This window comes from Yersinia aldovae ATCC 35236 (assembly GCF_000173735.1).
Taxonomy (GTDB): domain Bacteria; phylum Pseudomonadota; class Gammaproteobacteria; order Enterobacterales; family Enterobacteriaceae; genus Yersinia; species Yersinia aldovae.
Genome location: NZ_ACCB01000006.1, coordinates 47,198 through 66,323 on the forward strand (window position 1 = coordinate 47,198; position 19,126 = coordinate 66,323).

The window sequence follows — 19,126 nt, forward strand, 5'->3', positions numbered from 1 at the left end:
GCGAGCATAAATAACGGTTTGTCATGCTCCCTGCAACGCCAATAACGTTGGGAGTCGTCAGTTTTAAAGGGCACTCAGCCCAGCAGTGTTTCGATACGTTGCAGCCCAGCCACCAAGCGATCAACCTCCTCGCGGGTGTTATAAAGCACCAATGAGGCACGACACATACTCGGAACCTGATAAAACGCCATCAGCGGCATCGCACAATGGTGACCAGTACGGATCGCAATGCCATATTGATCAAGGAAACTGCCGACATCATAAGCATGGTGTGGCCCCAGATTAAAGGCAATCACCCCTGCCCGCGCCGCCGGGCCATACAGAGTCAGGCTGGTAATCTGGCGCAATTGCTGCAACGCGTAATCCATCAGCGACTGCTCATATTGTTGGATCTGCGCCAACCCTAACGCACTCACATAACGTATTGCCGCACCCAGCCCCATAATCCCGGCAGTATTTGGCGAGCCGGCCTCAAAGCGCCACGGGGCATCGGCAAATGTAGTGCCTTCGGTCAAACTGACGGTTTTGATCATTGAGCCACCGCCTTCCCACGGCGGCATCTGTTGTAGCAACGCGCGTTTGCCATACAGAATACCGATGCCCGACGGCCCGTACAGCTTATGCCCGGAGAAGACATAAAAATCACAATCGAGCGCCTGTACATCAATCGGCTGGTGCATGATAGCTTGTGCACCATCCACTAACACCACCAACCCTGCGGCTTTGGCCTGCGCAACTATCTCTTTGATAGGATTGACTGTTCCCAGCACATTAGAGACTTGCGTGATAGCCAACAGCTTGGTGGTATTATCAATCAAGCCCGCCAACGCATCAGGCTCTAACTCCCCCGTCGCCGTCAACGGCCAGACACGAATCTCAACACCGAGATCCTTCGCTACCATTTGCCACGGCACAATATTGGCATGGTGTTCCATTTGGGTGATGATAATGCTGTCACCGGCCTTGAGAAAATGTCGCCCGTAGCTGTTGGCCACCAAGTTGATCCCCTCGGTGGTGCCTTTAACGAAAACAATCTCCTCCGGCGAAGCGGCATGGATAAAATCAGCGACCTGAGTTCGCACCGCTTCCATCTGTGCGGTTGCTTCGCCACTTAGGGTATGGATACCCCGGTGGACGGCGGCATAATCATCACGGTAGAAGTGAAGCTCGCGGTCAATAACCACTTGTGGTTTTTGCGCACTGGCAGCACTGTCCAGATACACCAGCGGCTGCCCGTTCACCTGACGGCCAAGCAGAGGGAAATCGGCCCTGACTCGTTCAATGGGGAAACTCATAGTGACTCCCCGGCCAAACGCTCTGCTATTCGCGCCAGCACCACTTTACGTATCGTTTCGTTATGGATGGCTTCGGTTAATTCCGCCGCGAATGCGAAGATAATCATCTGTTGCGCATCGGCCTGATTGATGCCACGCGATTGTAGATAAAACAGTTGTTCGGCATCAATGCGCCCGACGGTCGCGCCGTGGCTGCATTTCACGTCATCGGCATAAATCTCCAGTTGTGGCTTGGTATCAACTTCGGCCAATTTGCTTAACAGCAAGTTATTGTTGGTCATCTGCCCATCGGTCTTTAACGCGTGTTGAGCCACTTTAATCATGCCATTAAAGATAGCCTTGCCACGCTCACGGACGATGACTTTATGCAATTGACGGCTTTCGCAGTAGCCTTTGTTATGCTCGAGATAGGTGCGGGTATCGCAGATTTCACGCCCAATCGGTAACAGCAAACTGTTCATCGATAAGGTTGCGCCCTCTCCGTTCAACTGCGCACTGGTGTTATGACGCGTCAACCCCGCACCGAGCAGGAAGCTGTAACTGCGCGCTCGAGCATCACGGCCCAGCACCAGGTCATTGTGAGCAAAGTGATAACTTCGTGGGCTTTCAAACGCCAGTTTGTAATGACTCAACTCGGCATTATCACCCACAGCAATGGTAAGACGCGCACCGGTAAAGTGCGGCTGTTCATTCACGCTAACAAAATGCTCAATAACCTCTGCCTGCGCTGTCGGTTCAATCATCAGATGATGGCGATAGTGACTGGTATTGACTGCCTCAGCGTCATTACCTGAACTGATATGCAGCAGATATAACGGCTTATCACTCGTTTCCCCCTGCGGTAATCGAATATGCAGGCTTTCCTGCGCCAAACTTTCCGTCAGATGCAAAAACACCTCTGATTGGATGGCCGCAGGGAATTGCGCATTGTCGCTCAGGCGAGTCAGTTGGTAAGGGCCACACGCGCAGTCACTTAACTCTGGGGCATAGCGGCCATCAACGAAAACCAGCCGATGAGCATCTTGCACTAATGACAGTGCATCACGCTGCGCGGCTGTCACCGTTGTTGTATCAGCAAAACTGAAATCATGCGCCAGCAAGCTTTCCAGTGGCGTGTATTTCCAGTCCTCATGCTTAAAACTGGGGAAGCCCAATTGCAACACCTGCTGCCAGTGTGTACTGGCTGGTGATGAATGGCTATTTTTGCGCTGTTTGAACAGTTGCCCGAATTGCATCAGCGCATCAGCACGCTGTTTTTGTTGTAACTGCTGCTGTGCCAGCAGGTTACTGTTGGTCGGTAAGCCAGCCATAGCCTTGCTCCTCCAACTGTTTCACCAAGGTGAAATCACCTGATTTGATGATACGCCCTTGATACAACACATGAACGAAATCAGGTTTCACGTAGTCCAGAATGCGTTGATAATGCGTCACAATGATAAATGCGCGGTTCTCATCACGTAGCGAGTTAACCCCATTCGCCACAATCTTCAGGGCATCAATATCCAGACCGGAATCTGTTTCATCCAGAATGCACAGTGAGGGTTCCAACGCCGCCATTTGCAGGATATCGTTACGTTTTTTCTCACCGCCAGAAAAACCCACGTTGACAGAGCGGGTCAGCAAATCTGCCGGCATCTTCAACAGTTCGATTTTTTCTTCGATAAAATCGGCAAAATCAAAGCGATCTAATGGCTCCTGCTGGCGGTATTTACGTACCGCATTGACCGCAGTTTGCAGGAAGAAGTGGTTACTGACGCCGGGGATCTCTACCGGATACTGAAAGGCTAAAAACACCCCTTCACCGGCACGGTCTTCTGGTGCCAGCTCCAGTAGATTTTTCCCTTTAAAGGTTACGCTACCCTCAGTAACCTCATACTCTTCACGCCCGGCCAGCGCCGCAGACAGTGTGCTTTTCCCTGAGCCATTCGGCCCCATGATGGCGTGTACTTCACCGGGTTTGATCTCCAGATCCAAACCTTTAAGGATCTCATTACCTTCAACACTGACGTTTAAATTCTTGATACTTAACATAGGGTTCCTTGGTGCGCCGGAGCGCAAAACTCTGCGAATACTTTTTCAACTCAGGCTTAGCCCACACTGTGTTCCAGGCTGATAGCTAATAATTTTTGTGCTTCGACGGCAAACTCCAGCGGCAATTCGGAGAACACATCTTTGCAAAAACCGTTGACAATCATTGAGATGGCATCGTCTTCGCTAATCCCGCGCTGCAAGCAATAGAACAGTTGGTCATCGCCAATTTTTGAGGTTGTCGCTTCATGTTCCAATTGTGCCGTGTTGTTGCGCACCTCCACATACGGGAAGGTGTGCGCACCGGAATCCGGGCCAATTAGCATTGAGTCGCATTGGGTGAAATTACGGGCGTTATCCGCGCCGGGCAGAATTTTCACCAGGCCACGATAGGTATTCTGGCTGTGTCCGGCCGAGATACCTTTGGCGATGATGGTTGATTTGGTGTTTTTCCCAATATGAATCATCTTGGTGCCGGTATCCGCCTGCTGGTGGCCGTTGGTGAGCGCGACGGAGAAAAACTCACCAATAGAGTTATCACCCTGCAAAATCACACTGGGGTATTTCCAGGTAATCGCCGAACCAGTTTCTGACTGAGTCCACGACATTTTTGAACCGGCACCTTCGCACAAAGCACGCTTGGTCACAAAATTCAGGATACCGCCGGTGCTGTCTGCACCCGCAAACCAGTTCTGTACCGTGGAATATTTCACTTCAGCATTTTTATGCAAAATGACTTCAACAACGGCGGCGTGTAACTGATAGCTATCACGTACCGGCGCGGAGCATCCTTCGATATAACTGACATAACTGTCTTCGTCAGCAATCAGGATAGTGCGTTCAAACTGGCCGGTTTTAGCTGCATTAATACGGAAATAGGTGGATAACTCCATCGGGCAGCGCACCCCTTTGGGCACATAAACAAAGGTGCCATCAGACGCCACCGCCGCATTCAGCGCCGCAAAAAAGTTATCTTTGGCCGGTACAACCGATCCGAGGTATTTACGCACCAGATCAGGGTATTCCTGAATAGCCTCACCGAATGAGCAGAAAATAATCCCTTGCTCGGCCAGTTTTCCGCGATAGGTGGTGGCAACCGATACTGAGTCAAAAATAGCATCAACCGCCACCTCTGCACCCTCTCGCACCGGGACGCCAAGTTGAGCAAAAGCTGATTCTACTTCTGCGGTGAGGTACTCATTCATCGCCTGCTCAGACAAATCGCGCGGAGCAGAACTGTCCGCAGACGATTGCTGCACCGCCCCCGGTTGTGAGTCACAACTGTCATCGCAACTGCCGCACGAGGGCGCTGAATAATAGCTATAGTCCTGATAATCCAGGCTCTTATAGTTTGCTTTCAGCCAATGGGGTTCTTCCATCTCCAGCCAACTGCGGTAGGCCCCAAGGCGAAAATCAAGCATCCACTCAGGCTCATTCCGCTTGGCAGAAATGGCGCGAATCACCTCTTCATTGAGGCCTTTTGCCAGTTCATCTGTCGCTAATTGGGTAAAAAATCCTTCTTTGTAGCGACCATCACTGACCCAAGCCTGCACATCATCTGGAACTTCTACATTGCTTCGTGTCATTTCGTTTACATCGCTCAAACGCCAAAACTCTCGCCACACCCGCAGGAATGCTGAGCTTTAGGATTATTAAATTTAAATATCTGGTTAAGCCCTTCGCGGACGTAATCCACCTCGGTGCCATCGATAAACGGCATCGCTTTCAATGGCACATAAAGTTTCGCGCTGCCATGTTCAAACACCAAGGCATCACTGGCAGGCGCTTTCGCCATATCCATTACATAAGCAAAACCAGCACAACCCGACTGTTTAACGCCAAGCTGTAGCCCTTTGACATCTGGGTTCTGTTGCATGAGCCGTGTAATTTGTGCGGCAGCACTGTCTGTAATCGTAACGCCCTGCCAGTCATTTTCGTCGAGGGAAAATGTTCCGACTGATTCCTGTTGCATATGCCCTACCTTAGATTTCTTTATTACCCGTCATCTTTCACGTTGCCGCAGTGTTAGTTACGTTCATCCGCCTGCCTGCATCTTGAAGTCTGTTGGGTAGATAAACATTTACTTTTCAGGTTTAAGATTCGCTAACTGATTATTCATGGTTGAATACAGATTATTTACAATGGTAGTGATAATAATTACCACTTCAACCGTTTGTTTTGCAGGGATATTCAGAAAATGGCCGTTTTAACCTCGAATGAGGCGGCAACGAGTGATCATGCTGCGATGGCCAGCGAGGTTCAAAGGGAAAAAGCCCACTTTTATCACCATGAAATTAATGAAAAAAATTCGCGGCGATGTTCGAATCCCTTGCACTATCAGAGGCTAATTGCGGTTAGCTTCTGTGGTTTTAAAACATTCATAAAAAATACCTATTTGTTGATTAACTTTAGCTGAAAACCCTCGCTGGGGAAACCTATCATAGAGATTCACCGCACTTATCGGGTATAGCGTCTTACTTCGAACGGCATGGGCATTGACGGCTTTCGCTCACCCGAATCACTTCGCAGGGTAAGCTCATTGGGCTTGTATAAATGCGGTTCAAACCGCTCTTCGAGCAATTGGTCACTCAATTGCCACCGTCGTGCAACTCAAATTATTGGGGGATAAGCAATATGTCAGGCGCTGAATACCAAGGAGGGGTGATGAGAGGTTATATCGCCCTAAGCCAGCATCTGGCGCGGAGCGATATATCCGGTTGTGTTTTAAAGGTTATTATGTGGGTGATAGCACTGCGGTGGTTAAACGTGAGGTGCAGCACAGTTGGCCTTGCTCATCAAAAATATCAATCTGCCACACCTGATGACTGCGGCCCGCATGAATGGCACGGCAACAGCCACGGACGGTTCCTGAGCGAACGGCTTTAAGATGATTAGCATTGATTTCCAACCCAACCACCCGTTGCCCCTCCTCAGAACACAGATAACCGGCCATTGAACCCAGAGATTCCGCCAGCACCACTGAGGCTCCACCGTGCAGTAACCCAAAAGGCTGAGTGGTGCGGTGATCCACTGGCATGGTAGCTTCCAGTTCATCATCGCCCAACCGGGTTATCTCAATCCCTAAGTGGGCAACCATGCAGCCTTCACTCGTCTTGTTCAGTTCAGCCAGCGTTGTTTTGCGTTTCCAAAGCATTAAACTATCTCCAATTAAATCAGCTCCAGCAAAGCCTGTAATGGGTGTTTTAGGCTGTTACCTTCAATACGCTTAACCTGACTGCGGCAAGAGTATCCCGTCGCTAAACAACGTTTACCCGGCAGTTTTTGCAATGCCTGTTGCCAGGAGAGTGCATAGATACCGAGCGAATTGTCGATGTTCTTCACCTCATGGCCATACGTTCCCGCCATACCGCAACACCCGACACTGACATTCTCCAGTTTGGCCCCATAGCGGGAGAATATCGACGCCCATTGTTGGCTGCTGGCCGGCAGCGCGGTGGTTTCGGTGCAATGGCCGAACAAATACCAGGATTCACCGCGCATTTGTTGCTCTGGCTGCTCAGCCAGTGCCACTTGTAGCCACTCATGCACCAGTTGTACGGTAAACTCACCGCGAGAACCGCCAAGAATCTCTTTATATTCATCACGATAGCAAAGCACCAATGCCGGATCGACCCCCACCATCGGCATCCCCAAAAGCGCAATACGATTAAGGAAATCAGCGGTTTTACGCGCTGTTTTGGCAAACCGTTGCAGGAAGCCTTTGATATGTTGTGCTTTGCCGTTAGGTGAGAATGGCAGCAATATCGGGTTGAAACCTAACTTCTCTACCAGCCGCACAAAATCAGCCACCACCTGAGCATCGTAGTAGCTGGTAAAAGGATCTTGTACGATCAGCACATGCTGACGGCGCTCGCGCTCGGTCAGTTTTTCCAACTGTTCGAGCGTCATGGTGCTGGCATAATGACCGGATAATGATTGCTTCAAGCTTGGGCTGGACAGCAGCGGTAAATCCACCATGCCGATACTTTTGCGGCTTAACGCGCCGACCCAAGGTTGCTTGAGGAAGAAGTTAAACACCTTAGGCGCTTTAGCCATCAACGGCGCATAGTCTTCCACACCGGCGACCACATAATCACGCAGCGGCCGGTGGTAACGGGTGTGATATAACTGAAGGAAACGGGCGCGGAACCCCGGCACATCAATTTTTATCGGGCATTGTGTCGAGCAGGCTTTACACGCCAGGCAACCTGACATCGCCTCTTTGACCTCATGCGAGAAATCATAGTCGCCCTGACTGGCGGCCCAGCTATTACGGGTCTTTTCGATAAGATTACGCAAGCTTGGCCGTTGGGCCACCAGCCCGTTCTCCAGAGCCACGGGGTCAACCCCTTGCTCGGATAGTAGCCGCAACCACTCCCGAACCAGCGTCGCCCGCCCTTTCGGTGAATGAATACGATCACCGGTTATCTTCATGGATGGACACATTGGGCTGTGCGCATCAAAATTAAAGCATAGCCCGTTGCCATTACACTCCGTCGCCCCACGGAATGAGGTTCTGACCGCCAGCGGGATACGGCGATCCAGCGTGCCGCGTTTATCCGCGCTGTCTACTTGCATCATGGGGGCATCGCTATTGAGCGGCGAACATATTTTCCCCGGATTCAGGCGGTTATCAGGATCGAAAGCTGATTTAATGCAACGCAATTCGTTGTAAAGCACCTCACCGAAGAACTCAGGGCTGTATTGCGCGCGGAAGCCTTTACCGTGCTCTCCCCACAGCAATCCACCATAACGGGCGGTCAGTTGCACCACCTGATCGGAGATCTGCTTCATCAGCATTTCTTGTTGTGGACAGCACATATCCAGTGCCGGGCGCACATGCAACACCCCAGCATCAACATGACCAAACATGCCATAACTCAGATTATGGCTATCCAGTAGCTGACGGAATTCGACAATATAATCCGCTAAATGCTGTGGCGGCACACAAGTATCTTCGGCGAACGGAATGGGTTTGGCCTGCCCTTTGCTGTTACCCAACAGGCCAACCGCTTTTTTGCGCATCCCATAAATCCGCTCAATACCGGCTAAGTCACTGCAAATCTGATAGCCAATAACGCCGCCCTGTTGGCTCGATATCAGGTCATCTAGCCGCAGGCAGAGAGATTCCATCTGACTGTCGATAAGTGCTTTATCGTCACCGGCAAACTCAACAATATTCAGACCCAGCATCTCTTTATCTGGCACATCGGTAATCAACTCGTTGACCGAATGCCAGACAATGTCTTCTTTGGCCAGATTGAGCACTTGGGAATCTACCGTTTCCACCGACAACGCCTTCGCTTCCACCATAAACGGCGCGTTACGCAAGGCAGAATCAAAGGAATCGTACTTTACATTCACCAACCGGCGCACTTTAGGCAGCGGCGTAATGTCCAGTGTGGCTTCGGTAATAAAGGCCAGCGTTCCTTCTGCTCCTGTCAGAATGCGTGTCAGGTCAAAGGTTTGTAAGTCGTCACTAAAAACATGGCGTAAGTCATAGCCGGTCAGGAAGCGATTTAATTGTGGGAATTTTTCCAGAATCAGTGGTCGTTGGTCACGGCAACGGTTTAGCACCGTATGATAAATACGCCCGATAACCGAGTCTTCCTGCGCAATCGTTTCCGCTAATGGCGTCGGCATGGCGCGGGTATCGAGCATCTCACCGCCCAGCAAAATGGCACGCAAGCCCAGCACATGATCGGAGGTTTTGCCATACACCAGTGATCCCTGACCGGAGGCATCGGTATTGATCATCCCGCCCAGCGTGGCGCGATTACTGGTCGAAAGCTCCGGCGAGAAGAAATAACCCAATGGCCGTAGGTACTGATTGAGCTGGTCTTTAATCACCCCAGCTTCCACCCGCACCCAACCCTGCTGCGGGTTAATCTCCAGAATGCGGTTCATATGGCGCGACATATCCACCACGATCCCGTGGTTCAAGGCTTGACCATTGGTGCCAGTCCCCCCACCGCGTGGCGTAAAGACCAACGATTTAAAATTTTCCTGCCCGGCCAGACGACCAATCAATGCGACATCCGCCGTCGAGCGCGGAAAAACCACGGCATCGGGCAGTAACTGATAAATACTGTTATCGGTCGCCATCGTCAGGCGATCGGCATAATGAGTGGCGCTATCGCCGGTAAACCCGTTTTGCTTCAACGCGTCCAAAAAATCCAGCACCAACTGAACCACACCTGGCGCTTGGGAAATCTGTGGGATCATAAGTGTGACCCTATCAATATGTTTGTTGTTGTTCCATTGTGAGATTATCTGTTAGCAACAACCTTTGTCGAACCCTTTATGCCAATTAAAAACAATTTGTGCTAATTCAGAATGATAGGAAAGTGATGGCGTTCGAATAAGGCGAATTCAAACAATAATTCATTAAATATCAAAATATTATATTGTGTCAGTTGCCACTACAATAAACTGGGGGGAACGTAGCTCAGTACATTCGATGCACTCGGATTATTATTAACCCCACGCTATCGTAATGTTTTTTAAGTCATCTCGGCGTTAAAATCCGGAGATATCTGTTAAAACCAACAGAAATATACCATGATTAGTGCAGTTTTTTAGTGATAGGCAATCGTGCAATGGCCACCTTGCCATAACTTGTGAAGTGAGAAAATATCGATGAATTACCCGCAACAACGTCGTACAGACCTGCCCAAACTGATGTTTGGCGTGATATTCATTATGATAATGATTGTCTCCAGTTTTTGGGTGGTGCAGCCTTTTATTATGGGTTTTGCCTGGGCTGGCATGGTGGTTATTGCCACCTGGCCGTTGCTGATCAGATTTGAAAAGCTCCTGTGGGGCAAACGTTGGTTGGCGGCAATTGTCATGACAATGCTGCTGATCTTGTTATTCGTCATCCCGATAGCCCTGCTGGTTAGCAGTTTGGTTGAAAACAGTGGCCCGGTTATCGCGTGGGCCTCCAGCCCCTCAAAACTGCACTTCCCAGAGATGAATTGGTTACAATCCATTCCGATGATAGGCAGCAAACTTTACAGCAGTTGGCATACGCTGGTTGCCGGTGGCGGCAACGCGCTATTGGCAAAAGTCCAACCTTATGTCGGTGCGACAGCCACCTGGTTGGTCGCTCAAGCCGCGCATGTGGGCTACTTCGTGATTCATCTGGCTCTGATGGTACTGTTTAGTACTCTGCTCTATTTTCATGGTGAACAGGTGGGCCTCGGCATTCGCCATTTCGCAGTCCGGGCCGCAGATAAACGTGGTGACGCGGTAGTGGTTCTGGCAGCAAAAGCTATCCGTGCCGTGGCATTGGGTGTTGTCGTGACCGCATTAGTCCAGGCCGTATTGGGTGGGATTGGCCTTGCCATCGCCGGTATTCAATATGCGACCTTGTTGACGGTACTGATGTTTATCTGCTGTGTTGCTCAACTCGGGCCACTGTTGATATTGGTGCCAGCGGTCATCTGGCTGTACTGGACTGGCGACACCACTTGGGGCACAGTGCTGCTGGTTTGGAGCTGTATTGTCGGAACGATGGACAACGTGTTGCGGCCATATTTGATCCGTATGGAAGCTGATATGCCCATGATCCTAATCCTTTCTGGGGTGATCGGCGGTCTGCTGTCATTCGGCATGATTGGCCTGTTTATTGGCCCGGTGGTACTGGCTATTTCCTATCGTCTGACCTCTGCCTGGGTTAACGAAGCCCCCGAACCGGAAGAAAGCATCAAAGACGTCGCCAGACATTTGGATGAGCTTTAACTTCTGGCAATATTTTCACCCTAAATAATTCGAGTTGCAGGCAGGTGGCAATTGAGCCACCCCAGTCACTGACATAAAGTCAGTGACTGGGGTAAACGAAAGCAACTAATGTACCTGCGGCTTGAAGTATGACCGATATGGTCATTATGCTACCGCATCTCGCTTATTCAGCCAGATTACCTATTATATATTAGCAACCATCCCTTAAATTCGTGAAGTTCTATTCCTAACCTCCAATGTCGTTCGATATTAAATAATGGTTAGCATTAATAACGTAAGATTATTAATGCTAACCACAAGCTTATTTTAATTATTTCTATTCAGATGATTCTTAATGACTAACTTACAGAATTTAATTAAGATTATTATTAAGAATCATTTCCCCCAAGCTATTTAAATAGCTCATTTGACAGTGACTTATTTAAATAGCAGTAATCGAATATATGTATTGCTGTGTGTAGTCTTTGCCTGTCACTTAAGACGGGCTTTTTTTTACTCTACTTTTTTGTACTTGACGTTGCAGGGATTAACTGCACTCGTTACTCGCCATCCCAGGCTCACGCCACTGTCACGCGAATAGCTTTGCCATAATATTGTTATTAGCAAAAAATCCGCAACCGCAGTTGCGGATAATTAAGATGCCTGACGCTTTATCAATGCTTGCTATGTTGCGCCAAACTCAGCCAGGTTTGCACCACGGTATCCGGGTTGAGAGATAAACTGTCTATCCCCTGTTCCATTAACCACAAGGCAAAATCTTCATGGTCAGATGGCCCCTGACCACAAATGCCAACATATTTACCCTGACGTTTAGCTGCCTGAATTGCCATTGATAACAATGCCTTAACTGCCTCATTGCGTTCATCAAACAATTCTGACACCACACCCGAGTCCCTGTCCAGCCCCAGCGTAAGCTGAGTCATATCATTGGAACCAATAGAGAACCCATCAAAATGCTCAAGGAACTGATCAGCCAGCAGCGCATTGGAAGGGATTTCGCACATCATAATGATCTTCAGACCATTTTCGCCACGTTTTAGCCCCTGCCGGGCAAGTTCAGCGACCACCGCCTCTGCCTGAGCAACGGTACGTACAAAAGGCACCATAACCTCGACGTTGGTCAACCCCATGACATTGCGCACCCGTTTCATCGCCTCACACTCCAGTGCAAAACAATCACGAAAGCTGTCTGCAACATAACGGCCGGCACCACGGAAGCCCAACATCGGGTTTTCCTCATGGGGTTCATATTTTTCGCCCCCCACCAGATTGGCATACTCATTAGATTTAAAATCAGACAAACGCACAATCACCCGTTTAGGCCAGAACGCCGCGCCTAAGGTAGAAATCCCTTCGGTCAGGCGACCAACATAGAACTCGACCGGGTCGTCATAGCCGTTCATCAGTGCCTTAATTTCAGCCTGAATCTCCGCGGACTGTTGATCAAACTCCAACAACGCTTTTGGATGGACACCTATCATGCGGTTAATAATAAATTCCAACCGCGCCAGACCAACCCCCTCATTTGGCAAGCGGGCGAAGTCAAAAGCCCGATCGGGGTTACCAACATTCATCATGATTTTCAACGGTAAATCAGGCAGTTCAGTCACCTGCGAACTTTGAATCGAGAAGTCCAGCAGCTCATGATAGACATAACCGGTATCCCCTTCAGCGCAAGAAACCGTCACATTCTGACCTTCATGCAAAAGATCGGTGGCATTGCCGCATCCCACCACCGCCGGAATCCCCAACTCGCGGGCGATAATTGCGGCATGGCAGGTACGCCCGCCGCGGTTGGTCACAATGGCTGATGCTTTTTTCATGATCGGCTCCCAATCAGGGTCAGTCATGTCTGTTACCAGAACATCACCGGCCTGAATGCGATCCATCTCGCTGATATCATGAATAATCTTGACCGGCCCAGCACCAATGCGATGCCCAATAGCGCGACCTTCCACCAGCACATTGCTCTGATTATTCAATAGGTAGCGCTCCATCACTTGCTCATTGGAACGCACCGTTTCCGGCCGGGCTTGCACGATAAACAGCTTACCGGTATGGCCGTCTTTGGCCCACTCGATATCCATCGGGCGACCATAGTGCTCTTCAATCAACAATGCCTGATGGGCCAATGCCTCAACTTCATCGTCGCTAAGAGCGAAACGATTGCGTTGTACTTCTGGCACATCTTCAATTTGAACCTGTTTGCCATGTTCCTGACTGTCGGCGTAAACCATACGGATCTTCTTCGATCCCATATTGCGGCGCACAATGGCAGGTTTACCATTACGCAACGTTGGTTTATGCACATAAAACTCGTCTGGGTTAACCGCGCCCTGCACCACCATTTCACCCAAACCGTGGGCTGCGGTGATAAACACCACCTGATCAAAACCCGATTCAGTATCAATGGTAAACATCACCCCTGATGATGCAAGGTCTGAGCGCACCATCCGTTGCACACCGGCCGACAACGCCACACCGCGATGGTCATAGCCCTGATGTACGCGATAAGAGATGGCGCGATCGTTAAACAAAGAGGCAAAAACATGTTTGATGGCGACCATTACCGCCTCAATACCCTGTACGTTAAGGAAAGTTTCTTGCTGACCCGCAAAGGAGGCGTCCGGCATATCCTCAGCCGTGGCGGAAGAACGCACAGCAAAGGAAGCCTCAGGCTCGCCATCCGCTAACTGCTTATAAGCCTCGTGAATTGATTGTTCAAACGCGGGGTGGAACGGCGTCTCAATAACCCATTGGCGGATCTGCGCGCCCGCTTTGGTCAATGCTGTAATATCATCAACGTTGGTGTTATCCAGTAGTTGATAGATACGCTGGTTAACACCACTTTGCTCCAGAAAATCATTAAACGCCTGAGCTGTGGTCGCAAAGCCATTGGGGACCGAAACACCCAATTCTGAAAGATTGGTTATCATTTCACCCAGAGAGGCATTCTTGCCGCCTACCCTTTCAACATCCTGCATCCCGAGCTGGTTGTACCAAAGCACGTTACACAGATTTAGGCCATTGTTGGACATCGAAACAATCCTTTTTACATTATCTATAAGTTACAGACAGTCTGTAGGGTACGGACAGAGGTTAGGGTGGCTGACAAGCCAGCCATACGCATTTAAGAGACTAGCACAATGATCCATAGCACATGGACAGGTGAATCGATCAAGCCAACAAGAAAAGTGTTTTTCGGCTGATTCTGACCGCAAACACTTTACCCATAAAATCAATAAGGCACACTGAAGGGCGAAAATGTCCCTATTATTGTCAAAGCGATTTATTGGCAAAGCAACATATTCACCAAACATAGCGGATGATAACGATTCGCCTACAACGCATTCAGGAGTCAGCGTGGAAAGAAGTGTATTTTATATTTCAGATGGTACGGCGATCACCGCAGAAGTGCTTGGCCACGCCGTGTTGTCCCAATTCCCGGTGAAGGCAACCACCTTTACGCTGCCATTTGTTGAAAGTGCCGCACGTGCGCAAGAAGTTTGTGAGAAAATCAACCAGATATATCAAGATACCGGCGTCAGGCCACTGGTATTCTATTCAATAATCAGTGTCGAAGTGCGGGAGATAATTCAGCGTAGCGACGGATTCTGTCAAGATATTGTGCAGGCGCTAGTTGCCCCGCTTCAAGGTGAGTTGGGTGTAGCACCTCAACCGATACTCAATAGAACCCACGGCTTAACTGAAAGTAATCTGGGTAAATACGATGCGCGCATCGCAGCTATCGATTACGCCCTGGCTCATGATGACGGTATTTCTCTACGCAATCTGGATCAAGCGCAGGTGATTCTGCTGGGTGTCTCCCGCTGTGGTAAAACGCCAACCAGCCTCTACCTGGCGATGCAATTTGGCATTCGCGCGGCAAACTACCCGTTTATCGCCGATGATATGGACAATTTGCAGCTTCCTGCGGCGCTGAAACCCTTTCAGCATAAACTTTTTGGGTTAACCATTAATCCTGAACGGCTCGCCGCTATTCGTGAGGAGCGGCGTGAAAACAGCCGTTATGCCTCTTTACGTCAATGCCGGATGGAGGTCGGTGAAGTTGAAGCATTATTCCGTAAAAATCAGATTCGCTATTTGAATTCTACCAACTACTCGGTCGAGGAGATTTCAACAAAAATTTTGGATATTTTAGGCATGAGCCGCCGGATGTTTTAATCATCCCCTTGGTCGTTGAAGCCTCAGGGTCGTTCGCTTACTGCCTACAACGCCAATTGCTTTGGGTATAAATATTAACTATGTAAATAATTTACAGTTTATTTTATCTAAATTTGTATGAATCTCGGCAATGGCGGTTGAATTCATATCATTTTGGTTTATTGTGATCGCCATCACTTCCCGGTATTCCTGCCGCAGAGAAGAACAGATTTAGAGAATTTTCATGCACAAAACAGATGAACTGCGGACAGCGCGCATCGATAGCTTAATCACGCCACAACAACTGGCCGATAAGTTACCTATTTCTGACGCTGTAGCTGATAACGTGACAGCGTCACGCAAACGTATCGAAAAAATAGTGACAGGCGAAGACCCACGCCTGCTGGTTATCGTAGGCCCCTGTTCCATTCATGACCTGGATGCTGCCATTGATTATGCCACCCGGCTTAATGTGCTACGCGAGCGTTATCAAGACAGCCTCGAAATTGTGATGCGCACCTACTTTGAGAAACCGCGCACGGTTGTTGGTTGGAAAGGACTTATCTCTGATCCCGCACTGGATGGCTCGTGTCAGGTCAATCTGGGCATTGAATTGGCGCGCAAATTGCTATTGGCCGTCAATGAGATAGGCTTACCGACGGCGACCGAGTTTCTCGATATGGTCACCGGCCAGTATATTGCCGATCTAATCAGTTGGGGTGCCATTGGCGCTCGCACCACTGAAAGTCAGATTCACCGCGAAATGGCCTCAGCGCTCTCCTGCCCGGTTGGTTTCAAAAATGGTACCGACGGTAACACCCGGATTGCCATCGATGCTATCCGTGCCGCCCAAGCCAGCCATATGTTTTTATCTCCGGATAAAACCGGTCAGATGACGATTTACCAAACCAGCGGTAACCCCTATGGCCACATTATTATGCGCGGTGGGAAGATGCCTAATTATGGCGCATCCGATATTGCCGCTGCATGTGACAGCTTGCGGGAGTTTGATTTACCGGAACATCTGGTGGTGGATTTCAGCCACGGCAATTGCCAGAAAATGCACCGCCGCCAGTTAGAAGTTGCCGCTGACATTGGCCAGCAGATTCGTGCAGGCTCAACCGCCATTGTGGGGGTGATGGCTGAAAGCTTCCTGATTGAAGGCACGCAAAAGATTATTGCCGGACAACCGCTAACTTATGGGCAATCTATTACCGACCCATGCCTGAATTGGGCGGACACCGAGCAATTATTGAGCTTACTGGCTGATGCGGTCAGTAGCCGATTTTAACCACAAGGCCGTGGATAGAATAGGGTTAATCGCATGGGTTAACTCTTTCTATCACCAAATCAAATACGTCAAACCCATTCCATTGAGTCCCTCCCAATCCCCTACCAATAAATCAATCCAGTTATATTCACACCTTAAATAACTAATGAAAAACAAGTCATTGGCATATTAATTAATAGACTTTATTGTTGAAACACCCCCAATTGAAGATGATAATCATTATCACATTAGCGATTATATAAACCATAAGACCAAACATTATGCACAACGCGGCTAACCAAATCCAGGCAGTAAATTGCGCTGCAAGACAACACTATCCAGCCTCGTCACCTGCGCCACTCTCGTGTATCAACAGTTCACAATTACTTGGGCAACACGGCGTAGTGACCATCAATCATCAGGGGCAACTCTATTATTTACGCCAAACCAAAACAGGAAAACTGATATTAACCAAATAGTTTTTTAGCAGTAGAAACCGGTTCTCCATAAATTCCACTACGCCAGCCACCCGATAACTATCGTCAAGGCAGCCAGCAACCCATTGATTATGTTTAATAACATAGGAAGAGTTGTTTATGCCTAGTTTCTTTCGTTTATCTGCGTGTAGCCTGGCGATTACCTTTGCGTTATCGCCCTCAGCCACAGCCAGCTCTACACCAGAGAACAAAAACCATACCCTTACCGTAACCGGCATTCGCACGGCGTCTGACGCATTTAAAACCCCCGGTGTTGTAACGATTATTGATGCCACCCTACCGCAAAATCAAACTGCAACCACCGCGGCGGAAATGCTGCAAAACCTGCCGGGGGTCAGTGTTACAGGCGCTGGCCGCACCAATGGGCAAAACGTGAATATCAGGGGTTATGACCAGTATGGCGTATTGGTGCTGATTGATGGTATTCGTCAGGGTATAAGTGGTGCCAATATCAATGGGACGTTCCTCGATCCGGTGCTGATAAAACAAGTTCGCGTGATCCGCAGCCCATCTACATCACAGTTCGGTAGCGGCGCACTAGGAGGGGTGATTGCATACCAAACCGTTGATGCCGCCGATTTGCTGGCGGAGGGGCAAAACCTCGGATTGCGCATCAGCGGCTTTGGTGCCACGGGTTATCACAGCACAGGCTCAGGGATGTCTGTTTTTGGCCGCACCGAGAGCCTGGACGGTATCCTTGCTTTCAGTAAACGTAAGGTGGGTAACATTTATCAGGGTAACGGTTCTGATGCGCCTAACGATGAAGCAATCAATAATCTGATGGTTAAGGCCACCGCCTACCTTTCCGACAGCCAATCGTTGACCACCGCCCTGCGCTACTACAATAACCGGGCGCTGGAACCACGTATGGCCAATCAGAATGCGCCAAATCTAAAACATAATATCAACCCAATGATGAATCGTTCAACCATTCAACGTGATGCGAAACTTACCTACCACTTGCAGCCGCACCTCCTTGATTGGCTGGATGCCACTACCCAACTTTACTATTCCGAAGTCAATATTAGCGATGACGTTAATGGTGAGGGTTATGGCAGCCGTAAACAGATCACCCGTGGCATAAAGCTGGAAAACCGCAGTCAGCTATTTACCAACAGCCCAACGGCACATTTGCTCACTTACGGCGTCGAAACCTATCATCAACAGCAAGTTCCCATCGGGGTTATTCGCAGTTTCCCACCGGCTGAAATCAGACTGACATCGGGTTGGTTACAAGATGAAATTACGCTACGTGACTTACCGGTAACCTTGCTGGCAGGCGGCCGTTTTGACAGTTATCAAAACAGTCGCGAGGGATTTGCGGACAAAGAAGTTAAAAACGGGTCAACACACGGAACGGTTACGGTTAATCCCACCGATTGGCTGATGCTATTTGGTGCCTACAGTCAGGCATTCCGCACCCCCACACTGGCTGAGCTTTATAATGACTCAGTGCATTTCTCTATTCCCAGTAAATGGTTCCCAATTGTTAATCGTTGGAAACCCAATCCCAACTTAGCGCCAGAAAGTAACGTCACTCGCGAGGCAGGCTTTGGGCTACATTTTGATAGCCTGTTGGCTAATGATGACTCGGTAGAATTTAAAGCAAGTTACTTCAACATTGATGCCAAAGACCGTATTACCAACGATGTCAGTATGATGACATCCACCTACATCAATATCCCTCGCAGTAAGAGTTGGGGCTGGGATGTGTCACTGGATTATCAGAACCCATGGTTTGACTGGACGCTGGCCTATAACCGCACCCGCGCTATCAATCTCGACACCCGTCAATTTATTAACAGTATCAATCCAGATACCGTCACCAGCCGCCTGAATGTACCCATTGCCAGCAGCGGTTTTAGCACCGGCTGGGTTTTGACAATGGCTGAAAACACCAAATTTATGAAAAATAACGATGCCAAGACATCGACGTTCAAACCACATCCACCGCAAGCAGGTTACGCCGTTCATGATTTTTATCTGAGTTATCAAGGGCAAGGTAGCCTAAGAGATCTCACCACCACGGCAGTATTGAGTAATGCATTCAATAAAGCCTATTACTCACCTCAGGCAATTTCGCAGGATGGGCGTAATGCCAAATTGTTAATCAGCTATCAGTGGTAATC

General features: G+C 49.3%; 13 protein-coding genes and 1 other RNA gene. 6 read left to right on the forward strand and 8 right to left on the reverse strand.

Annotated elements, in window-relative coordinates; genetic code table 11:
- Positions 1–74 precede the first annotated feature (74 nt).
- From sufS to ydiJ, 7 genes are all read right to left on the reverse strand, one after another.
- Positions 75–1,295, reverse strand: a complete 1,221-nt coding sequence (gene sufS / locus YALDO0001_RS04330; protein WP_042839398.1) for a cysteine desulfurase SufS — start codon at positions 1,293–1,295, stop codon at positions 75–77.
- On the reverse strand, positions 1,292–2,605 hold the full coding sequence (gene sufD, locus YALDO0001_RS04335) for a Fe-S cluster assembly protein SufD (protein WP_042839399.1): 1,314 nt from the start codon (positions 2,603–2,605) through the stop codon (positions 1,292–1,294). Before sufD ends, sufS begins: the two co-directional genes overlap by 4 nt.
- Positions 2,580–3,326 carry a Fe-S cluster assembly ATPase SufC gene (gene sufC / locus YALDO0001_RS04340; protein WP_004700266.1) on the reverse strand — a complete coding sequence of 249 codons (747 nt, stop codon included), beginning with the start codon at positions 3,324–3,326 and terminating at the stop codon, positions 2,580–2,582. Before sufC ends, sufD begins: the two co-directional genes overlap by 26 nt.
- Before the next feature lie 56 nt (positions 3,327–3,382).
- A complete protein-coding gene (sufB, locus tag YALDO0001_RS04345) occupies positions 3,383–4,909 on the reverse strand; it encodes a Fe-S cluster assembly protein SufB (RefSeq protein ID WP_042545774.1) in 1,527 nt (508 codons plus the stop codon).
- 14 nt (positions 4,910–4,923) lie between these two features.
- Entirely contained in the window at positions 4,924–5,295 is a 372-nt protein-coding gene (sufA, locus tag YALDO0001_RS04350; RefSeq protein ID WP_004700269.1) for a Fe-S cluster assembly scaffold SufA, read from the reverse strand.
- A gap of 762 nt (positions 5,296–6,057) precedes the next feature.
- Positions 6,058–6,477, reverse strand: coding sequence for a hotdog fold thioesterase (locus YALDO0001_RS04360; protein WP_004700271.1), 420 nt, complete (start codon positions 6,475–6,477; stop codon positions 6,058–6,060).
- 14 nt (positions 6,478–6,491) lie between these two features.
- Complete coding sequence (gene ydiJ / locus YALDO0001_RS04365) at positions 6,492–9,548, reverse strand: D-2-hydroxyglutarate dehydrogenase YdiJ (RefSeq protein WP_004700272.1); 3,057 nt, start codon at positions 9,546–9,548, stop codon at positions 6,492–6,494.
- 414 nt (positions 9,549–9,962) lie between these two features.
- Between ydiJ and ydiK the strand changes: the two genes are divergently transcribed.
- Both ydiK and rprA read left to right on the forward strand, forming a co-directional pair.
- Positions 9,963–11,066 carry an AI-2E family transporter YdiK gene (gene ydiK, locus YALDO0001_RS04370; RefSeq protein ID WP_004700273.1) on the forward strand — a complete coding sequence of 368 codons (1,104 nt, stop codon included), beginning with the start codon at positions 9,963–9,965 and terminating at the stop codon, positions 11,064–11,066.
- A gap of 386 nt (positions 11,067–11,452) precedes the next feature.
- Positions 11,453–11,562: antisense sRNA RprA (gene rprA, locus YALDO0001_RS19965), an RNA gene on the forward strand.
- A 157-nt stretch (positions 11,563–11,719) separates the two neighbouring features.
- On the opposite strand, the gene ppsA is transcribed toward rprA, so the two are convergent.
- Positions 11,720–14,104, reverse strand: a complete 2,385-nt coding sequence (ppsA, locus tag YALDO0001_RS04375) for a phosphoenolpyruvate synthase (RefSeq protein ID WP_042839401.1) — start codon at positions 14,102–14,104, stop codon at positions 11,720–11,722.
- A gap of 325 nt (positions 14,105–14,429) precedes the next feature.
- Here ppsA and ppsR point away from each other — a divergent pair, with 325 nt between their 5' ends.
- From ppsR to YALDO0001_RS04390, 4 genes are all read left to right on the forward strand, one after another.
- Positions 14,430–15,251, forward strand: a complete 822-nt coding sequence (gene ppsR, locus YALDO0001_RS04380) for a posphoenolpyruvate synthetase regulatory kinase/phosphorylase PpsR (RefSeq protein WP_004700277.1) — start codon at positions 14,430–14,432, stop codon at positions 15,249–15,251.
- Positions 15,252–15,474: 223 nt separating this feature from the next.
- On the forward strand, positions 15,475–16,521 hold the full coding sequence (locus YALDO0001_RS04385) for a 3-deoxy-7-phosphoheptulonate synthase (protein ID WP_004700279.1): 1,047 nt from the start codon (positions 15,475–15,477) through the stop codon (positions 16,519–16,521).
- Between the two features lie 260 nt (positions 16,522–16,781).
- On the forward strand, positions 16,782–16,979 hold the full coding sequence (gene hemP / locus YALDO0001_RS19975; protein WP_004700280.1) for a hemin uptake protein HemP: 198 nt from the start codon (positions 16,782–16,784) through the stop codon (positions 16,977–16,979).
- Between the two features lie 117 nt (positions 16,980–17,096).
- Positions 17,097–19,124: a TonB-dependent hemoglobin/transferrin/lactoferrin family receptor gene (locus YALDO0001_RS04390; protein ID WP_004700282.1), complete on the forward strand. Its 2,028-nt coding sequence runs from the start codon at positions 17,097–17,099 to the stop codon at positions 19,122–19,124.
- The last annotated feature ends 2 nt before the right edge of the window (positions 19,125–19,126 follow it).

Bases quoted from the DNA above. Each gene is read 5' to 3' on its own strand.
- sufS (WP_042839398.1), bottom strand. From the start codon at position 1,295: ATGAGTTTCCCCATTGAACGAGTCAGGGCCGATTTCCCTCTGCTTGGC.
- sufD (WP_042839399.1), bottom strand. From the start codon at position 2,605: ATGGCTGGCTTACCGACCAACAGTAACCTGCTGGCACAGCAGCAGTTA.
- sufC (WP_004700266.1), bottom strand. From the start codon at position 3,326: ATGTTAAGTATCAAGAATTTAAACGTCAGTGTTGAAGGTAATGAGATC.
- sufB (WP_042545774.1), bottom strand. From the start codon at position 4,909: ATGACACGAAGCAATGTAGAAGTTCCAGATGATGTGCAGGCTTGGGTC.
- sufA (WP_004700269.1), bottom strand. From the start codon at position 5,295: ATGCAACAGGAATCAGTCGGAACATTTTCCCTCGACGAAAATGACTGG.
- YALDO0001_RS04360 (WP_004700271.1), bottom strand. From the start codon at position 6,477: ATGCTTTGGAAACGCAAAACAACGCTGGCTGAACTGAACAAGACGAGT.
- ydiJ (WP_004700272.1), bottom strand. From the start codon at position 9,548: ATGATCCCACAGATTTCCCAAGCGCCAGGTGTGGTTCAGTTGGTGCTG.
- ydiK (WP_004700273.1), top strand. From the start codon at position 9,963: ATGAATTACCCGCAACAACGTCGTACAGACCTGCCCAAACTGATGTTT.
- ppsA (WP_042839401.1), bottom strand. From the start codon at position 14,104: ATGTCCAACAATGGCCTAAATCTGTGTAACGTGCTTTGGTACAACCAG.
- YALDO0001_RS04385 (WP_004700279.1), top strand. From the start codon at position 15,475: ATGCACAAAACAGATGAACTGCGGACAGCGCGCATCGATAGCTTAATC.
- hemP (WP_004700280.1), top strand. From the start codon at position 16,782: ATGCACAACGCGGCTAACCAAATCCAGGCAGTAAATTGCGCTGCAAGA.
- YALDO0001_RS04390 (WP_004700282.1), top strand. From the start codon at position 17,097: ATGCCTAGTTTCTTTCGTTTATCTGCGTGTAGCCTGGCGATTACCTTT.